At 40.9% G+C, this 18,110-nt stretch carries 17 protein-coding genes and 3 pseudogenes; 8 read left to right on the top strand and 12 right to left on the bottom strand.

Annotation, left to right across the window (positions count from 1 at the left end):
- The first annotated feature begins 4 nt into the window (after positions 1 to 4).
- The 4 genes and pseudogenes from rraA (at position 5) to F988_RS02915 (ending at position 2,479) form a co-directional block, all read left to right on the top strand.
- Complete coding sequence (rraA, locus tag F988_RS02930; protein ID WP_004680949.1) at positions 5 to 517, top strand: ribonuclease E activity regulator RraA; 513 nt, start codon at positions 5 to 7, stop codon at positions 515 to 517.
- Positions 518 to 529: 12 nt separating this feature from the next.
- Positions 530 to 1,318 (top strand): glutathione S-transferase N-terminal domain-containing protein, encoded by a 789-nt coding sequence (locus F988_RS02925; protein WP_004680948.1) that lies wholly within the window; start codon positions 530 to 532, stop codon positions 1,316 to 1,318.
- Between the two features lie 107 nt (positions 1,319 to 1,425).
- A pseudogene (locus F988_RS02920) lies at positions 1,426 to 1,641 on the top strand (IS701 family transposase); the annotation flags it as partial.
- 103 nt (positions 1,642 to 1,744) lie between these two features.
- Positions 1,745 to 2,479, top strand: coding sequence for a phosphodiester glycosidase family protein (locus F988_RS02915; RefSeq protein ID WP_004680947.1), 735 nt, complete (start codon positions 1,745 to 1,747; stop codon positions 2,477 to 2,479).
- A 32-nt stretch (positions 2,480 to 2,511) separates the two neighbouring features.
- Here F988_RS02915 and F988_RS02910 read toward each other — a convergent pair whose 3' ends face one another.
- The 7 genes and pseudogenes from F988_RS02910 to F988_RS02880 form a co-directional block, all read right to left on the bottom strand.
- A complete protein-coding gene (locus tag F988_RS02910; protein WP_004680946.1) occupies positions 2,512 to 2,739 on the bottom strand; it encodes a hypothetical protein in 228 nt (75 codons plus the stop codon).
- Between the two features lie 249 nt (positions 2,740 to 2,988).
- Positions 2,989 to 4,074, bottom strand: a complete 1,086-nt coding sequence (gene trmA / locus F988_RS02905; protein WP_004680945.1) for a tRNA (uridine(54)-C5)-methyltransferase TrmA — start codon at positions 4,072 to 4,074, stop codon at positions 2,989 to 2,991.
- Between the two features lie 133 nt (positions 4,075 to 4,207).
- A pseudogene (locus F988_RS02900) lies at positions 4,208 to 4,808 on the bottom strand (zinc-binding dehydrogenase); the annotation flags it as partial.
- Between the two features lie 51 nt (positions 4,809 to 4,859).
- Positions 4,860 to 5,234, bottom strand: a complete 375-nt coding sequence (gene gcvH, locus F988_RS02895) for a glycine cleavage system protein GcvH (protein WP_004680943.1) — start codon at positions 5,232 to 5,234, stop codon at positions 4,860 to 4,862.
- 96 nt (positions 5,235 to 5,330) lie between these two features.
- Positions 5,331 to 6,356: an AraC family transcriptional regulator gene (locus F988_RS02890; protein WP_004680942.1), complete on the bottom strand. Its 1,026-nt coding sequence runs from the start codon at positions 6,354 to 6,356 to the stop codon at positions 5,331 to 5,333.
- 129 nt (positions 6,357 to 6,485) lie between these two features.
- Entirely contained in the window at positions 6,486 to 6,926 is a 441-nt protein-coding gene (locus F988_RS02885; protein WP_004680941.1) for a MaoC family dehydratase, read from the bottom strand.
- Positions 6,926 to 8,773: an ABC transporter ATP-binding protein gene (locus F988_RS02880; RefSeq protein WP_004680940.1), complete on the bottom strand. Its 1,848-nt coding sequence runs from the start codon at positions 8,771 to 8,773 to the stop codon at positions 6,926 to 6,928. Before F988_RS02880 ends, F988_RS02885 begins: the two co-directional genes overlap by 1 nt.
- Positions 8,774 to 9,113: 340 nt before the next feature.
- On the opposite strand from F988_RS02880, the gene F988_RS02875 reads away from it, so the two are divergent.
- On the top strand, positions 9,114 to 9,308 hold the full coding sequence (locus tag F988_RS02875) for a hypothetical protein (protein WP_004680939.1): 195 nt from the start codon (positions 9,114 to 9,116) through the stop codon (positions 9,306 to 9,308).
- A 139-nt stretch (positions 9,309 to 9,447) separates the two neighbouring features.
- On the opposite strand, the gene F988_RS02870 is transcribed toward F988_RS02875, so the two are convergent.
- From F988_RS02870 to F988_RS14290, 5 genes and pseudogenes are all read right to left on the bottom strand, one after another.
- Complete coding sequence (locus F988_RS02870; protein ID WP_004680938.1) at positions 9,448 to 10,722, bottom strand: mechanosensitive ion channel family protein; 1,275 nt, start codon at positions 10,720 to 10,722, stop codon at positions 9,448 to 9,450.
- Positions 10,723 to 10,838: 116 nt separating this feature from the next.
- Positions 10,839 to 11,378, bottom strand: a complete 540-nt coding sequence (locus tag F988_RS02865; RefSeq protein WP_004680937.1) for a DUF2058 domain-containing protein — start codon at positions 11,376 to 11,378, stop codon at positions 10,839 to 10,841.
- Positions 11,379 to 11,381: 3 nt separating this feature from the next.
- The gene (locus F988_RS02860; RefSeq protein WP_004680936.1) at positions 11,382 to 12,062 is read right to left on the bottom strand and encodes a YoaK family protein; all 681 of its coding nucleotides are present in this window, start codon (positions 12,060 to 12,062) and stop codon (positions 11,382 to 11,384) included.
- A 21-nt stretch (positions 12,063 to 12,083) separates the two neighbouring features.
- Positions 12,084 to 13,277, bottom strand: a complete 1,194-nt coding sequence (gene sstT, locus F988_RS02855) for a serine/threonine transporter SstT (protein ID WP_004680935.1) — start codon at positions 13,275 to 13,277, stop codon at positions 12,084 to 12,086.
- A gap of 155 nt (positions 13,278 to 13,432) precedes the next feature.
- Positions 13,433 to 14,349, bottom strand: a pseudogene (locus F988_RS14290) (IS701 family transposase).
- 281 nt (positions 14,350 to 14,630) lie between these two features.
- Here F988_RS14290 and F988_RS02840 point away from each other — a divergent pair.
- The 3 genes from F988_RS02840 (at position 14,631) to F988_RS02830 (ending at position 18,094) form a co-directional block, all read left to right on the top strand.
- Positions 14,631 to 15,794, top strand: coding sequence for a zinc-dependent alcohol dehydrogenase (locus tag F988_RS02840; protein WP_004677804.1), 1,164 nt, complete (start codon positions 14,631 to 14,633; stop codon positions 15,792 to 15,794).
- A gap of 63 nt (positions 15,795 to 15,857) precedes the next feature.
- Positions 15,858 to 16,691 carry a trehalose-phosphatase gene (gene otsB, locus F988_RS02835; protein ID WP_004677802.1) on the top strand — a complete coding sequence of 278 codons (834 nt, stop codon included), beginning with the start codon at positions 15,858 to 15,860 and terminating at the stop codon, positions 16,689 to 16,691.
- The gene (locus tag F988_RS02830; RefSeq protein WP_004677800.1) at positions 16,679 to 18,094 is read left to right on the top strand and encodes an alpha,alpha-trehalose-phosphate synthase (UDP-forming); all 1,416 of its coding nucleotides are present in this window, start codon (positions 16,679 to 16,681) and stop codon (positions 18,092 to 18,094) included. Before otsB ends, F988_RS02830 begins: the two co-directional genes overlap by 13 nt.
- Positions 18,095 to 18,110 lie beyond the last annotated feature (16 nt).

Here is an 18,110-nt window from a genome sequence, read left to right as displayed (position 1 = left end):
TTCAGTGGCAACAATCCCTTTTGTAACCTGTGACCTGTTAGATGATAATCCTGAGAAAGACCTACAAGTCGTCACACCAAGCCTGGATGGAAAATTCTTTAAAAGTTATGGTGCGCGTAAAACTTTTGGTGGGCAGGTTGTAACAGTCAAGTGTTTTGAAGATAACTCACGTGTAAAAGAGCTATTGGCAACTGACGGTACAGGCAAGGTGCTGGTTGTGGATGGTGGGGCTTCCATGCGTTGCGCGCTAATGGGCGATTTGATTGCTGAATCAGCTGTGAAGAATCATTGGAATGGTGTGGTGATTTATGGCTGTGTGCGTGATGTTGACGCGATTGCTGAACTGGATTTAGGGGTTCATGCATTGGCTGCAATTCCACAAAAAAGTAACCGTAAAGGCATAGGTGAAGTTGATATTACCTTGTATTTTGGTGGCGTAACAATCAGTTCTGGTGATTATATCTATGCTGATAATAACGGAATTGTGATTGTTAAAGAAAAGTTGGTCGACTGCTAAAAGGAACACGATATGCTGAAAATGGTGAATCATCAAATTAAGGTTTTACAATCTGTTGTTGCAACTTTAATTGAAGGTGGAAGAGGTGTGATGGGAACACCCCAACCGAATCAGCCTTCGAAACCGTTAAAACTTTATGAGTTTGAAGGTTCACCCTTTTGCCGCCGTGTTCGAGAGGTCATTACCTTGCTGAATCTGGATGTGGAAATTTATCCATGTCCTAAAGGTGGGAAGAAGTATCGCCAAATTGTAAAAGATAAAGGTGGAAAAAAACAGTTTCCATTTTTAATTGATGAAAATACAGGGGCTCAACTTTATGAGTCACAAGAGATTATTCATTATCTATTCAAGCATTATGGTAAAACAGGGCAAACTCCTAGGAAATTCAGCCACTATCCAAAGCTTCCGTATATTTCGGCTTTGGCTTCAGTTGCCAATGTGGGTCGTGGTATCTGGATTGACCAGCAGATTATAGATCGTCCCGCTCCAGAAAAGTTATTAGAGTTGTGGAGCTTTGAGGCAAGTCCTTATACACGTTTAGTGCGTGAAGTTTTAACCGAATTAGAACTCCCTTATGTACTACATAATGTACCAAAAGAACGCTGGCAAGATATGGGACCTGCGGTTTTACGTTTGAAACCAGGCCACTATATTCCACTGCCTAATGGCAAGCGTGAAAAAGTGGTTGAAGTCATGGGGCGTGATATTCAGGTGCCATATCTGGTTGATCCAAACACAGGCGTGAAGATGTTTGAGTCAGCCAAGATTGTTGAGTACCTGAAAAAGCAGTACGGAAAATAAATTAGGACTTACGCATTGACGGATTCAAAAAAGTATTCAACTAGTTTATAAAGTATCTGTGATCAGACGAACTAAACATGTTTCTACAGCAACTTGTACATTACCCATTTGAGAAGTTTCAGGTAAGACGATCTAAACTGATTTTGAATCATATTTTTTCAGCCTTGATGGCCTACGTGGAGATACAAAAAAACCAGTTTGAGCAGATCTTTGAAAATGTATATCGTTGGCAGAAGAAATTATTTAGACCAATGATCAAAAACTTCATTGATGACTTTATTCTCGATAAAAATCATCTGCTACCACAGAAAGTCTATAAATAACAGTGCGTAAGTCCTATATATTTATAAGGGTCTAGACTAGAGCCTTGTTTTTTTCCTGATTGTGTGAAAATAATCCATATGAAAAAGAAAGTTTGATAGCCTAATGAAAAAATATCTTTTAATTGTATTGGGATTGGCAATTGTTCCAGCAACTTACGCAATGCGGCAACAAACATTTAACGTACAACATGTTCAATATGAGGTCATCAAAATAGAGGATCTGAGACAGCTTAAATTGTTCCTAAAAAGTCCTAAGACAGATCGTTATTACCAGAAGTTTTCTAATATTAAACGGGAGTTGCCAAAATGTGCACAGTTAAATTTTGCCATGAATGCAGGGATGTATCATGCTGACTTTCAACCTGTTGGGTTATATGTCGAAAATGGAAAGCAAATAAATCAGTTAAATGAAGAAACAGGTTTTGGTAACTTCTTTATGCAACCGAATGGGGTGGTTGCCTGGAATGATCAACAAGCGGTGATTAAAACAACCACGGAATATAAGCATGATGGGTTTAAGCCTCAGTTTGCCACTCAGTCAGGACCTATGCTGGTAAATAATGGCAAAATGAATCGCCAGTTCTTGCCTGACTCAAATTCCTTAAAAATCAGGAATGGTGTGGGGATCAAGGATAATCAATTGTATTTTGTCATTTCGAAACAACGGGTCAGTTTCTATCAGTTTGCACAATTTTTTAAGCAACAACTAAAAGTGGATAATGCGCTGTATCTGGATGGTTCAATTTCAAGTTTATATTCGTCCCAAACTAAACGTCATGACAAGACTTTTAATTTAGGGCCAATTGTTGGGGAAGTGAGTCGGAAAGATTGTCCCTAATCCCATTTAAGAAATTAGGGAGAATTTTATTTTTATTGGATTGGTGGCTTAGTGAGTGCAAGTAATTCCTTGCGACTGTAGCCTCGGGAAATCAATACTTTTTTGATGCCTTTAATCACATCTTCATCTGTTGCTTTGACTAAAGCATCCAGTAGTTGTTCATTTGATTTGCAAGAATAATCATTTTCAACGCAAGAGGTTTGGTTCTTGTGTTCATTATATTGCTGATCTGCATTAAACAATTTTTGCCAAAAACTCATAGAGCCTTCATATACAACCTAACATAGATCGAAATATAGTCACTTTAAAATAAAATACAAGTCAGCTTAAGTGATAAAAGCAGCAGTTGAACTTCAGTTTTTTCGATGATTCTTTTTGTTTCTAACGAAATTATGACAGTAGAATGACTTGATCTTTGAAAAACATCATTTTTTTTAGTAAAAACTTTGAATAAAAATAGAGAGTTATGGAAACTCTCTATTTTAAATGGTTACTTTGCAATAATTTGTTTAAATTTTTTCGAGCAATACACCAGATTCCACATGATGAGTAAAAGGGAATTGATCGAACATCGCAAATTTTATAATACGATGTGTTTGACTGAGTATTTTTAAATTATCATGCAAGGTATCTGGATTGCATGAAATATAAAGAATACGCTTAAAGCCTTGTAATAGTTTCAACGTTTCGTCATCAATTCCTGCGCGCGGGGGATCGACAAATACCGTATCAAAGTCATAGCTTTGAATATCAATTTCGGCTTCTTGGAGGCGTCTAAACGCTCTTTCACCTTGATACGCCTGAGTAAACTCTTCAGCTGATAAACGTGCTACTTGAATATTATCAATTTGATTCTGCTCAATATTCCATTGCGCTGCGTAGACTGAAGATTTAGCAAGTTCAGTTGCAAGGACACGTTTAAATTTCAAAGAGAGTGGCAGGGTAAAGTTACCATTACCACAGTACAATTCTAATAGGTCTTTCTCAGAGCTTTCAGCAGCATCACAAGCCCACTCCAACATATGTTGGCACACTTGTGCATTGGGTTGTGTAAAGCTACTTTCAATTTGTTTGTATTTAAAAATACGACCATGAACATTGAGTTGTTCAACCACGTAGTCGTCACCAATAATCACTTTTTGGCCACGGCTACGTCCCATAATTTTAATATTCAGCTTTTCTGCTAAAGCGTTCGCAGCGATTTCCCAATCTTCATCTAAACGGCGATGATAAATTAAAGTCACCAACATTTCTCCGCTCAATGTGGCAAGGAAATCAGCTTCAAAAATACGTTCTGATAAAATAGGAATTGCTTTTAATTCTTCTAATAAACGTGGCATCAAATCATTGATGCTTTGATCCGCAATTGGGAACTCATCCACACGAATAACTTCTTTTTGTTTACCATCTTCAGCACGTTCAAACATGGCATAGAACAAATCATTTTCGGTATGCCAGAGACGGAATTCGGCACGCATACGGAAATGTTGTTCAGGTGATTGAAACACTTCTAAAGTTGGAGGGGTGAACGGCGCAAATTGTGTGGTAATGCGTTCAACTTTCTCTTGAAGTTGCTGTTGATAAGATAGGGTCATAAGCGTGAAAAATTACAAATTAAATTTAGGTGAGGATGGTAGCAAAAAATAGGGTGAGCGTGTGGTTAAACTTAATATTCAAATTGTTCATACAGTACATGAACAATTTAAATATGATTGAAAAGTGGTGTTTTTATGACTTGATCTTTAAAATAACTTTTCCTTTTGATCGTCCAGTATTGACATATTGCAGTGCTTCTTGGGCTTGATCAAAATCATGGATTTGATCAATGATGGGTTTAAGCTTTTCGGCTTCGTCCAATTGTGTGATTTGGGTTAATTGCGCTCCATTGGGCTGCATAAATAAAAATGAATAATCAATACCACGCTGTTTGGCTTTGCAACGGATTGACCAACTGAGTAGCGGAATCACTTTTTTGAGTAACCAATTTGCATGGATAGCTTCCGCAAAATTTAGATCAGGAGGTCCAGAAATACGGATGATTTGCCCACCACGTTTTAGTACATTCAGGGATTTTGTTAAAATCTTATCGCCTTGAGTATCAAAAACCACATCATAATCATGAAGTACTTGTTCAAAATCAGTCGTGGTGTAATCAATAATAATATCTGCACCTAAGGCCTTGACCCAGTGAAGTTTGTTTCTCCGTGGTAAATTCTGCAAAAGCACCGACCTGATCAGTTTTGGCGTAAACTTCATCACCGACTTTAAAGTTATTGACTTGATTGCCAATCCCAACAACGACTCCTGCCAAATCATGTCCTAGGATAAAAAAAGCCCAGTTCAATATGACTGGGCTTTTTATCTTCAAGTTTATAAAGAATTATAAACCTGATTCGTATTCTTCATTGGAAAGCAGTTTTTCAACATCAGCGATATTGTCTGGCTTGATCTTGTAAATCCAGCCTTTACCATACGGCTCTTCATTGACGAAATCAGGATCATCTTCAAGCGCAGTGTTTACTTCAACCACTATACCTGAAACAGGAGCATGAATGTCAGAAGCAGTTTTGACTGATTCAACAATACCTGCCTGTTCAGTTGCAATCACATGGCTGCCTACTTCTGGTGTTTCCACATAGACTAAATCGCCCAACTCATCCTGTGCATGGTCACTAATCCCCGTAACAACCAGGTCACCCTCAATTCTTACCCATTCATGCGTACGCGCATATTTCAAATCTGCTGGATGGTTCATGACAACTCCTTAACAATCTGTCTCATCATTTTTGTCTGGCTTTATACAGGTTTTTTGGTCAAAACAAAAGTATTTAAAATGAAGCACTTTGCAATATTACAAATAAGGGTCTTTACGCCAGTTGCTTGGGCTACGGCCACTCCAGCGCTTAAAGGCACGGCTAAAGTTTGCCACATCAGAATAACCCAATTCGTCCGCAATTTGTTCCAGACTGTAATCTGTACGTGACAACAGGGAAGTGGCATGACGGTAACGCACCTCATCTACCAGAGTAGAAAAAGAGGTACCCTCTGCCGCAAGCTGGCGTTTTAAAGTACGGTCAGACATATGCAGACGTTCAGCAACATTTTCAATGCTTAAATAATGCTGTTCAGAATTGGTCAAAATATCACGGACACGCATGGCCAGACGGCGGCGCTCACCTAAAGCGGATAATTCAGTTTCACATTGGTTAATGGCAATCTGGCTGGCAATTGGGTCAGCATTGACCATTTTCAAGCCAAGATATTTTTTATCAAAGCTGGAAATTAAATGTGGCTGATTAAAATTTACTGTACTGGTTAATTTATCACGATATTTATCAAATCCCACAGGCTCAGGGAAATCTAAATCAACTTCACTTTTTAAATCTTCAATTCCTGTTAAGGCTTTGGCCATGGTCATAATGCCGATGCTGAGGCCCAGGATAATCTCAGTGCGTAAAGGTTCAACTTCGATGTCACACTGCAACTGCAAGGTGGCTTTAGGTCCAAACGTGGAAAAATAGAGTTGTAAAAAAGGCAAGCGTAATTGGATAAAACGGCTGGCGAGCGCAATTGCATCGGTAATATCATGCGCGGTCATAATGGCGTAGCCAATGAAACCATGAATCGAAATTCGCATTTGCGTGCCCAAATGAAAGCCAAGCGTGCTTTCACCCGTTAGGCGCAAAGCGTGTTTCACCAGTTCATTTGCAATCGGTGTTGGAATTCGATAATTCGGATCGGCCAGTTGCTCACTGGTTAAACGAAATGGGGCAAATAAGGTTTCATCGTTATATCCCCAACGAGAAACAACATCCAATAGCAATAAGCCATAGACACCTGGTATGCCCTGATCTTGACGAGTTGAGGTTGTTTTCATGTGCTTTCCGTGGCGCTCATCAATTTTGCCAATGTCTTTTAAACATATAAGTCTTAAATATCTTTACATGAAATAAAATTATCAATTATAAAAATTGTTGGACAAAAAATTCACCTAATCATTCAAAAATCAGGCTGGTTTTCTGAAAACCATAATTTTGGTTGTTGATATTAATAGCACATCGCCATGCTGGTTCAAAGCCTGCGTGACATAGCTGACGATACCACGATCAATTTTGGTTTTAGATGGCACAATTGCCGTAATTTCAATTTCAACATGAATTTTATCGCTAACACGTGTTGGGCGGGGCCAGCGTAAACTGGATTCTGTTCCCACGAGACCACCTGCGACAGGAAAACATTCAGTCCATAAACGCATGGTGACTGCCGAGGTGTGCCATCCACTTGCTGCCAAACCCTGAAAAACAGGATGTTCTGTGGCAGCTTCCTCATCCAGATGAAAGGGTTGTGGGTCATATTGACCAGCAAACTGTTTCACCTCGTCAAGTGTCATTTCATATTCACGGCTGATGAAATGATCTCCAACCTTTAAGTCTTCTAAATACAACATTATTCTGGGTCCTGAGTCACTCGCTGTTCAACCAGAAAACCACCTGTCTGACGTTTCCATAGCTGAGCATACAAACCATCATTTGCAATAAGCTGCTCATGTGTACCTTGTTCGGCAATTCTGCCCTGATCAAGCACAATGAGTCGATCCATCTGGGCAATAGTAGATAAACGGTGTGCAATTGCAATAACCGTTTTGCCAACCATTAAGTCATTTAAACTGCTTTGAATGGCTGCCTCGACTTCGGAGTCAAGTGCACTGGTGGCTTCATCCAAGATTAAAATTGGTGCATCTTTCAGAAAAACCCTTGAAATTGCAATACGTTGACGTTGCCCACCAGACAGTTTGACCCCACGCTCACCCACATAGGCATCAAAGCCAACACGACCTTTCATATCGGTTAGCTGTGAAATAAATTCTTCCGCTTTGGCTTTTCTGACAGCCTGTTGAATTTCAGCTTCAGTCGCATTGGGGCGGCCATACTTAATGTTTTCAGCAACCGTACGATGCAGTAGAGAGGTGTCCTGAGTCACTAGAGCGATGTTGGCACGTAAACTATCCTGTGTAACTTCCTGAATATCCTGACCGTCAATCAGGATACGGCCTTGCTTGATCGTATAAAAATGCAGAAGCAGTTGAATCAGGGTGGATTTTCCTGCGCCAGAGCGCCCAACAATTCCAATTTTCTCACCTGGTTTGATGGTCAGGTTGAAATGATCAATGACATTCTTTTGGTTATAGGCAAAACTGACATCTTCAAAACGAATTTCACCATGCTGAACGGTTAACTCTTTTGCATCTGGTTTATCCTGAATCTGGATTGGTTTACCTAAGGTTTTCATGCCATCCTGAATGGTGCCGACATTTTCAAACAGCATGGTGACATGCCACATAATAAATTCTGCAAGACTATCCAGTTTTAATACCATTGCTGTGGTCGCCGCAATGACCCCAATGGCAGCCTGACCCTGCGTCCACAGCCAGACCGATGTGCCAATTACGCCAATAAACAGAAAAGCACTCAATAGGCGAATACTGATCTGGTATTTCACCCCCAGACGCATTTGCTTATACACCGTGACCATAAATTCCTGCATGGATTCTTTGGCATACTGGCTTTCACGGCCTGCGTGGGCAAACAGTTTCACCGTTTGAATATTGGTATAGGCATCAGTGACACGACCCGTCATCACTGCGCGTGCATCAGCCTGTTCCTGTGAGACTTTGCCCAGACGAGGAATGAAATAACTGGCAATCGCAATAAATAAGACCAGCCATAAAATCAAGGGAACAATCAGTACAGGGGAGATTGAACCAAGCACCAAACTGATTGTAATAAAGTAGATCAGCACATAAACCAGCATATCGCCTAGAATTATCCAGAATTCACGAACGGCCAATGCGGTTTGCATCACTTTGGCTGAAAGCCGACCTGCGAAATCGGTATGGAAGAAATCCAGAGTTTGTTGCAACAGCAGGTTGTGAAAAAGCCAACGCATACGCATTGGAAAATTACTGAACAAAACCTGATGCTTGATAACAGACTGTAGGCTGACAAAGAAAATATTGGCAAACAGAATGCTAATCAGAATGGTGAGATTTTGTTGGTTGGTCTCTAAAAAGGTATTGGGTTGGCTTTTGGTCAGCCAGTCAACCAGTTTTCCAATATAGGAAAAGAACAATGCTTCAAAGCAGGCCGCCGCCGCGGTACAGGCGATCAATAAAAACAGGAAAGGGCGAATGCCTTTGGTGGCTTGCCAAACGAAAGCGAAAAACGTGGTGGGTAATGGTTTGTTTAAGTCTTTCGTGGGATAGGGATCAACTCGTTTTTCAAACCACTGCAGCATTTCGCTTTTCCTCTAATTTTAAGGTACTGATTCAGTTTCTCGGGTTAAGATAGCAGAAAATTGATCTTGATAGATGAGAAAAGCGTATCTCTAAAAATGAGACATTTGTCCAGCCTAAAGCTTAGGTGATTTATTGAACCGTCAAGGACATCATATAGGACGGCGTCATACACGTACTTTAATGAAGAAAATGGGCATTAATGCGTTGTGTCGTCAATGTGCAATTGAATGTCGAAAAATGGCCGCCTAAATATTTTAATGATAGATATTAAAAACTGAATACATCGGTTAAAACAGGCGTATACTGAAAGACAACACCAGAACCAAACAGGATTAAAAGATGCTTGTTAAATTTGCAATTCGATTCATGGCTATTTTGTTTTCAGTATTGGCTTTAGCCGCAATTGTTATTCACTTTTTCTTTTCGAGTGCCTTAACGACTGACTTATGGATTATTGTTGTTCCTGTTATTCTTGGTATCCCGATTCTGACCGCGGTGGTCGTTGCAAAAGATGAGGAACTTAGTATTCATTGAATTGAGAATAAATCTTAATTTTCCGTTTTCATACTTAGTTCTGTAATCTCATCATTGAAAGCAGATTTAATATTTTGAGCTTTAAATTAAGCCTCCCATATGGGAGGCTTATTCATTTGGAAATGGTGTAAAAGTTATCTCAGCCCTCATTCAGACCTGTAAGAGAGGTTGGATTTGCAGCCCCAGTATTTAGGTTTTGAAAGTCATGACCTGATGGTGCCTGATAAATTCTCAATCCAAACTCAGGAATAATCGCAATCAAGTGATCAAAAATATCAGATTGAATTGCTTCATAAGATGCCCATGCCGTTGTATTTGTAAATGCATAGATTTCCAAAGGTAAGCCCTCACTGGTCGGCTGCAACTGACGGACCAATAATGTCTGGTTTTGGGCAATGCCTTGATGCTGTTTCAGATAAAACTCAACATATGCCCTGAATGTGCCAAGATTGGTTAAACGTCTTTGGTTGTAGCGCGACTGATTGCTCAGTTGTTTGTTGAAATCTTCAATTTCAGATTGTTTGGCATCCAGATACTGATCTAATAGCAAGAACTCTTTTAGCTTTTGCTGCTCTTCGTCACTCATAAAATGTACGCTACTTTGATCAACAAAAAGTGACCGCTTGATGCGACGGCAACCTGCATTACTCATACCACGCCAGTTTCTAAAGGTATCTGTCACCAGTTTATTGGTTGGAATGGTGGTAAATGTCTTATCAAAGTTCTGTACGGTCACGGTATGTAATGACATATCAATGACATCACCATCCGCATTTAAAGAAGGCATTTCAATCCAGTCACCAATCCGCACCATGTCATAAGAGGCGATCTGTACACTCGCCACCAAGGATAAAATGGTGTTCTGGAACACCAGCATCAGGACTGCTGTCATGGCCCCAAAGCCAGCCAGCAAGGTGAATACATCCTTTTTAAGGAAAGTACCCAGAATCATCAGACCACACACAACGAACAAAATAAGCTTGATCAACTGTAGATAACCCTTGATCGGCTTGTTCCGTGATTTTGGATTGCGTTGATAAATCAGGTTAAAGATATTCAGTGCTTCACTGATGGTCAGTGCAATGGTGAGGAAAATGAATGCCTGTGCACCCATCTGAATAAACATGATCAATTTGGGTGAAAGATGAGGAATGGTGGTAACCCCATTCATAACTACAAGGGCAGGAACAAGATTGGCAAGTCTGCGAATAATGCTGTGCTCGGCAAAAATGGATTGGTTCGATGTTTTTAGTTTGGTGACTAAATAGCCGATACCCCGAACAATCACTCTCTTGGCAATAAAGTTCGCTAATGCGGCAAAGAGGACGAGAACAATCAAGGCAAGCAAGGTTTCTAGCCACGGAAAGTGGCTTAGTTCACTTCGAATATCAGCTATAAAATTTAAATAATCCAAACCTAAACACCTTAAAATTCTTGAAGTGGAATTTTAAGGTGTTAAACGCTGCTATGATAATTTGGTCACATTTTATATACGATTCTTAAGAAATTTTAACATTTGTTAAAAGTAGATTACCACATCAGGTCATCTGGAATCACATAGGCTGCGTATGGGTCTTCCTCGTCCGTTGTTTGATCATTGGTCTGTGCATTATTATTCACAATGATAAAGCCCTGCATTTTCTGCTCAATTTTCTCCGCCAATGCCTTAGGGAGGTAGGCATAACTCTCTTGATCCTTTGCAATCACAAGCGAGCCTGAAACCAGCGCATTATAAACCTGTTGTGAGATATAGACTTTCTTGATCTTGCTGTCATCAATAAACTGGTAGACTGCATCACCGTCAGTTTGATTAATCTTATGTTGTTTAATCATCTGGATAATAGATGCCTTAAGGGCTTTTTCTTCCAATACACGCTGTTTTTCCAGATTGAGTGCCTGGTCTTTTGCCAGTTTCTCCTGATTGACACGGTCAATTTCCGCTTTTAATGTCGCATCATCATTCTGTCCAGTGCGCTGTTCATGCTGGGCTTGCTTGGTCAGTTTCTTTGCTTTTTTATTGTCAACTAAACCTGCTTTTAATAATTGCGCTTGCAGTGCATTTTTAACCATAATTCAATCCAGATTTGGGTGAGAAGAAGAACGAAAATAAACGATCCAATATGTCATACTCATGGCAAGGCTTAAACCTGTGGGTATGAGAAAGGTTTGTAATTTTAAATAAGGATAAAGCAAACTGGCAATCAGTCCACCCATTAAAAAACCAATAAAGATCAATACATGTAAGGAAATACGGCGATTTTCAACTTTTAAGCCACGGGCCTTATATCCGAGTGTCAGACCAATATCGGTTAAGACACCAGATAAATGCGTGGTACGGATAATTGCGCCTTTATAATGGCTGACCATCGCATTCTGCATACCCATTGCCACACATGCCCACAGCAGTCCATAACGGGGGAAAAATGGCAACAGTAACCAGGTAAGAAGCAGGAAAATGGCAACCAGACTAAGCGGCACGCCATAATGTCTACCAAAGGTCACGTGACCATTGCCAAGAATCAGGCCGCTGTAAAAAGACCCAATGACAAAACAAAGGATGACAAGGCTTAGATAGATAAAATGCTCAGGCCGCCAGTCAAGCAGACTCATTGCGAGCATGCTGACATTGCCTGTCATATGTGAAACGGATTGGTGTAGAACCGTGAATAAACCCAGAACGTTTACCATGCCTGCATTTAATGCCAATAGGAAAGCACCAAATTGAATCCAGTTGGGTAAACGTTGTAAAGGCATAGCAAGCTCAAACTACTAATTCTAGCGGTTTCGGAAATCTACAGCAGCAGTAAACAGAACATCGGTTGATGAATTTAACGCGGTTTCGGTTGAATCCTGCAATACACTAATAATCATACCAATTGCAACGACTTGCATTGCAATCTCTGATGATATACCAAATAAGCTACATGCAACAGGAATAAGTAACAGAGAACCACCCGCAACACCTGAAGCGCCACAGGCGGAAACTGCTGCGACAATAGAGAGAATCAGCATCATGCTAAGATCAATATGAATGCCTAGGGTATTTACCGTGGCAAGTGTTAATACCGTAATGGTAACTGCCGCGCCTGCCATATTAATGGTTGCACCCAATGGAATTGAAACACTCGCCATCGCTTCATTCACACCTAAACGATGCGCCAGATCGAGGTTTACAGGAATATTGGCGGCTGAGCTACGGGTGAAAAATGCGGTAATCCAACTTTCTTTTAAGCATTGAAAAACTAAGGGATATGGATTTGCCCGCATTGTGATGCCAACCAAGATCGGATTAATCACCAATGCCACAAAAATCATTGTTCCAATTAAAACCATCAATAAATGCGCATAGCTGGACAGGGTTGCCAAGCCCGCATCGGCAAAGGTCACTGCCACCAAGCCAAAAATACCAACAGGGGCAAAACCAATGACGGTATGGATAATTTTATTGACCGCATCAGCAACATCTGTCAACACTTGCTTGGTTGAATCTGAACCATGTCGCAGGGCCAGTCCCAAACCCACTGCCCACGCCAGAATACCAATAAAGTTCGCTTCACTAATCGCCTGAACGGGATTGGCAATAAAGCTTAACAGCAGATTTTTTAGAATATCGGTAAGGCTTCCAGGTGCCTGTAGGGTGGTCTCGGTTGCCAGATGCAGGAATAGCTGGCTTGGAAACACGATACTGGCAATTACGGCGCTGAATGCGGCAAGCAACATTCCAACCACATATAACACCAATACAGGTTTCAAATTTGAGTTTTGTCCCACTTGGAAATTTGCGATTGAGGCAAGAACCAAAACAAACACTAAAATCGGTGCAACTGACTTTAATGCTTTAATAAACAATTCACCTAATAAACTTAGGTAGGGTGTAAAGCCAGGGAAAAGCAATGCCACGCCAACCCCTAGAAAAATAGCGATAATAATTTTGCTGACTAAACTTAAGCGAGACAATACATTAAACATATAAAAGCCTTATAAACCAGTGCGCGGTTTAAGGTTAAACAAGCGCGGTATTCTATACCCAAGAACCGTGAATAATAAATTTTTTTTGCAACCTATTTAATCTAAAAATATTGTAAAAATTAACACAATGTTTTTAAAAGTTTTTTATATAGGACTTACGCAAAGACGACCGAAGGCGAGAGTAACTGCTCACGCAAATAATCACTGAGTAAACCCCTTTTAACCTGATATAAAGATTGTTTTAACCGTTTAGCCTGTCTGGCTAACTGCAGCCAAACCAGCATACAACAACAAATATGATTCCGCTGAATACGAGCCTTACGACACTGATTAGCTTCAATACCAGTGAGTTGTTTAAGTTCTCGGTGAAACTGCTCAATCTTCCAGCGGATGGCACACACCAATCGTGTGCCATCTGATGAATCCTGAGTGGTGTCATTGGTGACAATCTAGTCCGTGCGGTTTTCATTAACCACTACTCGGAACAGTTGCACTTTGTAATCTTTAGGAAAGGCATGTATTTTAATCAGTTTGCCATTTTGTTGCTCTTGGTCAGTCCAAGTTAATTCGTTGACTGCTTTGTAAGGGTTTACGCCTTTTGAATCATCGACTTTGCGATTGGATTTTAAAGGACAATAATAGATTTTTTGTAAGTTATCAATATACAGCATAATGTCTTTGGTGGCATACCATGTATCCATGAGCACATATTTGAATTTAATTTGTTTGTGTTCAATACTGTGCTGTAGCATGTCTTTTAGATGATCAAGTTTGCTTTTGCCATCGGTGGTTTTGTCATAAATACGGTAATCAATGAGCCAGTATTGTTCGGTCTTTGGATTGACATAGATACAGTTAACGATGCAGATGCCTTTAATAATGCGATGGGCGTTGCCACTGTATTGGCGATTAACCAATTCAATTTTGTGACTATGATTTTTATCGAGTATGCTGTCATCAAAGAATTGATGCGGTCATGACTAATTGATTCAGGATGATGTTCTGCGTAGTTGGTAAGGGTGTAGTTGGTTTGGCTTACCAGTAAATATTGATAGTAGTCTAAGCGGGTGATAGCTTTTTTTTCTTCATCTCTTTATGTTATGCTACTATATTTTTATCCGCTTTCGCAAAATTTTATGCTTTTTGCGTAAGTCCTATTATATAATATTTTCAATGGTTTATTGTAAGGCAGCTTACATTACATTTACCTATCTACTACATAAATAAACAAAAACCGTGCATGGCGCATTTTACTCTACAAAACATCAAATGATAACGCCACATATCAGTTCAGTGGCGCTGTATTATTTGGTCAGATAACAGTCAAAAAAACAATAACTAGGAGTCATACCCATGCGCGCATTAACCTACCACGGTGCCAAAGATGTTCGAGTCGACAATGTGCCCGACCCAAAATTACAAGCCAAAGATGATATTATCTTAAAAGTCACCGCTACCGCCATTTGTGGCTCGGACTTACATTTATACCGTGGCAAAATCCCTGCGACCGAAGAAGGCGATATTTTTGGTCATGAATTTATGGGGGTTGTCGAAGAAGTGGGCGCTGACGTCACGGCGGTAAAAAAAGGCGATCGTGTGGTGATACCCTTTGTAATTGCCTGTGGTAGCTGCTTTTTTTGTCAAAATGATTTGATGGCAGCCTGTGAGACCACCAATGAGGGTCCCGGCGCGGCGATGAACAAAAAGCTAATTCCGCCACCTTCGGCATTGTTCGGTTTTAGTCATTTATATGGCGGTGTGCCCGGTGGACAAGCAGAATATGTGCGTGTGCCAAAAGCCAATTTTGGTCCTTTTAAAGTCCCAGGCTCATTGCCTGATGAGAAAGTGTTGTTCTTATCGGATATTTTGCCGACTGCTTGGCAAGCGGTGACGAATGCCAATGTCACCAAAGGCTCGACCTTGGCTATCTATGGTGCAGGACCTGTGGGCTTGCTATCAGCCGCCTGTGCCAAAATGTTAGGCGCTGCACAGATATTTATCGTTGACCACAATGACTATCGTCTGCAATACGCACAGGATACGTATGGCGCAATTCCTGTCAATTTTGACAAAGTTGATGCCGCAGAAGCGATTATTGAGCAAACTGCGGGGCATCGTGGTGTCGATGCGGTGATTGATGCCGTTGGTTTCGAAGCAAAAGGTAGCATAGTTGAAACCGTATTAACCACGCTCAAGCTTGAAGGCTCAAGTGGCGCGGCATTACGTCAGTGTATGGCAGCGGTACGCCGTGGTGGTACAGTCAGTATTCCTGGGGTCTATGCAGGTCCGATTCATGGTTTCTTGATGGGTGATGCGTTTGACAAAGGATTAACCTTTAAAATGGGTCAAACCCATGTACATAAATACTTGCCACAACTGCTTGAGCATATTGAAAATGGGGATTTATCGCCTGAAGCGATTATTACCCATCGTATGAATCTATCAGATGCGGCAAAAGGCTATGAAATCTTTGAAAAACGTGAAGAAGAGTGTCGAAAAGTGATTTTGACGCCGTAATTTTACCTCGTCATGGATAGCTTTAATTAATAGGGATATTTTTGATTTATTTAGAATGATTAAATGAGCATTAGTCACCTTCATACCATTACCTATCATTCAGTCACTAGCCCCTCACAACTTTTAGCTAATAATTTAGCCAAAGTTGTGCAAGGGGTTTCTGGTTTGTTGCTACTGTTAGATATTGATGGGACGCTTAGTGAATTTCACCCCGATCCCCAGCAAAGTTTTATCAGCAATGCTAATTTAGCAATTTTAGCGCAGTTACAAAATCATCTACCCATTTGGCTAGTAACGGGGCGTTCAGTTGCCGATGCTAGACGTTTGACAGCGCCGTTAAAACTGCCGGTGATTGGTAGTCATGGTTTGCAATGCGATACGCTAATCGATAGCTATTCTTTGGTGGACATCGATTTAGCGCAGCTACAACAACTTAATCAAAGCGTCATTAACGCCACTGGTAATCATCCACACTGGCGCATTGAGCAAAAACCTTTTGGTGTGGCACTGCATTTTCGTGAGCATCCCGAACTTGCCGATAGCGCTTTAACCATCATGCAAGCTATTGGGCATGATTTTAATGATTGGCAACTTAAAGCAGGCAAATGTGTGTATGAGCTATTGCCGCAAGGGGTTGATAAAGGCAGTGCCATTAACCATGTTTTAAACCACTATCACCCTCATTGCCGTCCGATATTTATCGGCGATGATGTGACCGATGAAGCAGGATTTATTGCCGTACAAAGTTATGGGGATACCTCAAATAAGAAAGGCAGTGATATTAAAGGAATTGGTGTCAAAGTCGGTTGTGAACCCACCCATGCCCATTATTATGTGAGCGACGTCTCAGCGGTTACCGCATTACTTCAAGGGTTATTGACTCTATGTCAAAGTTGATTGTGTTATCGAATCGGGTTAATTTACCTAATAAACAGTCATCTAAAGCTGTGGCAGGCGGGTTGGCGGTAGCGCTTCAAGAAGCCCTTGCCAAAGATGGCGGTATTTGGGTCGGTTGGAACGGTCAAGTGGTGACAAATATCAGCGATATGCCCGATACCGTCAATCAATTTGCGACTGAGCAGCACGACAAAGTCACCTATGTCACGACGGCTTTTTCACCCATACAATATGAAAAATATTACTGTAGTTACGCCAATAATCGACTTTGGGCGGGGATGCATGACCGCACGGATTTGATTGTATCAAGTAGTGAAGATTTTAGCATTTATCAAGCTGTCAATCGTATGTTTGCCAAACAGCTACAGCAAATCGCGCAGCCTGACGATATGATTTGGATACAAGATTATCATTTTTTTGCGGTAGCAAGGCATTGCCGTGACTTAGGCATGAAACAGCGCATTGGCTTTTTTTTACATATTCCGTTTCCCCAGTTATGGGTGTGGGATTTTTTGACCTATGGTCAAACGTTAATCCATCAATTACTCGATTATGATGTGGTTGGATTACAAACCCAACAAGACGCTCAAAATTGTGTCGCAGTGATTGAGCAGCTACTCCCCCACGCCATCCAGATTACGCAAACAAATGCGCGTACACTCATTACCCATGGCAATCATACCACCTTAATACAAGCCTATCCGATTGGTATCAATCCTGTCCATATTCGCCATCTTGCCAGTCAACCGTTGTCAGACCAATCTGTATTAAAAAATCTCACTTCAACCATCACCACGATTTTAGCGGTAGAACGTCTGGATTACACCAAAGGTATTCCCGAACGCTTACAAGCTTTTGCCGCCTTTTTGCAGCGTTATCCACAATATCTTGAACAAATTCAGCTATATCAAATTGCTTGCCCGTCCCGTCTCGATATTCAAACTTATCAACAGTTACGACAACAAGTGCATACCCTAGTTGAGCAAATTAATAGCCAATTTGCTACTGCCAGTTGGCAACCGATTATCTATCAAGAAGACCCCGTCAGTCATGACAATTTAATGCCGTTATTTAGGCAATGCCAAATTTGTTGGGTTAACTCGCTAAAAGACGGTATGAATTTGGTGGCAAAAGAATACATTGCCGCACAGGATGAACAAAACGCAGGGGTTTTGATTTTGTCTAAAAATGCGGGGGCAGCGCACCAACTTCAGCAAGCTATCTTGGTCGACCCGAATAGCAACGACAGCATGATAGAGGGCTTATACCAAGCGTTGACCATCACCAAACAACAACGGGAACAACGTCACCAATCGCTACTAAAAGGCATTTATGAGACCGATATTGACACGTGGCGAGCGCATTTTTTGACCGATTTGACCGACATGGACAAAACCAAATAAGTCAATAAAACAGACA

It is taken from the genome of Acinetobacter parvus DSM 16617 = CIP 108168 (assembly GCF_000368025.1).
GTDB lineage: Bacteria > Pseudomonadota > Gammaproteobacteria > Pseudomonadales > Moraxellaceae > Acinetobacter > Acinetobacter parvus.
The sequence above is the reverse complement of the archived record's forward strand: the minus strand, read 5'-3'. Positions and strand labels throughout refer to the sequence as shown.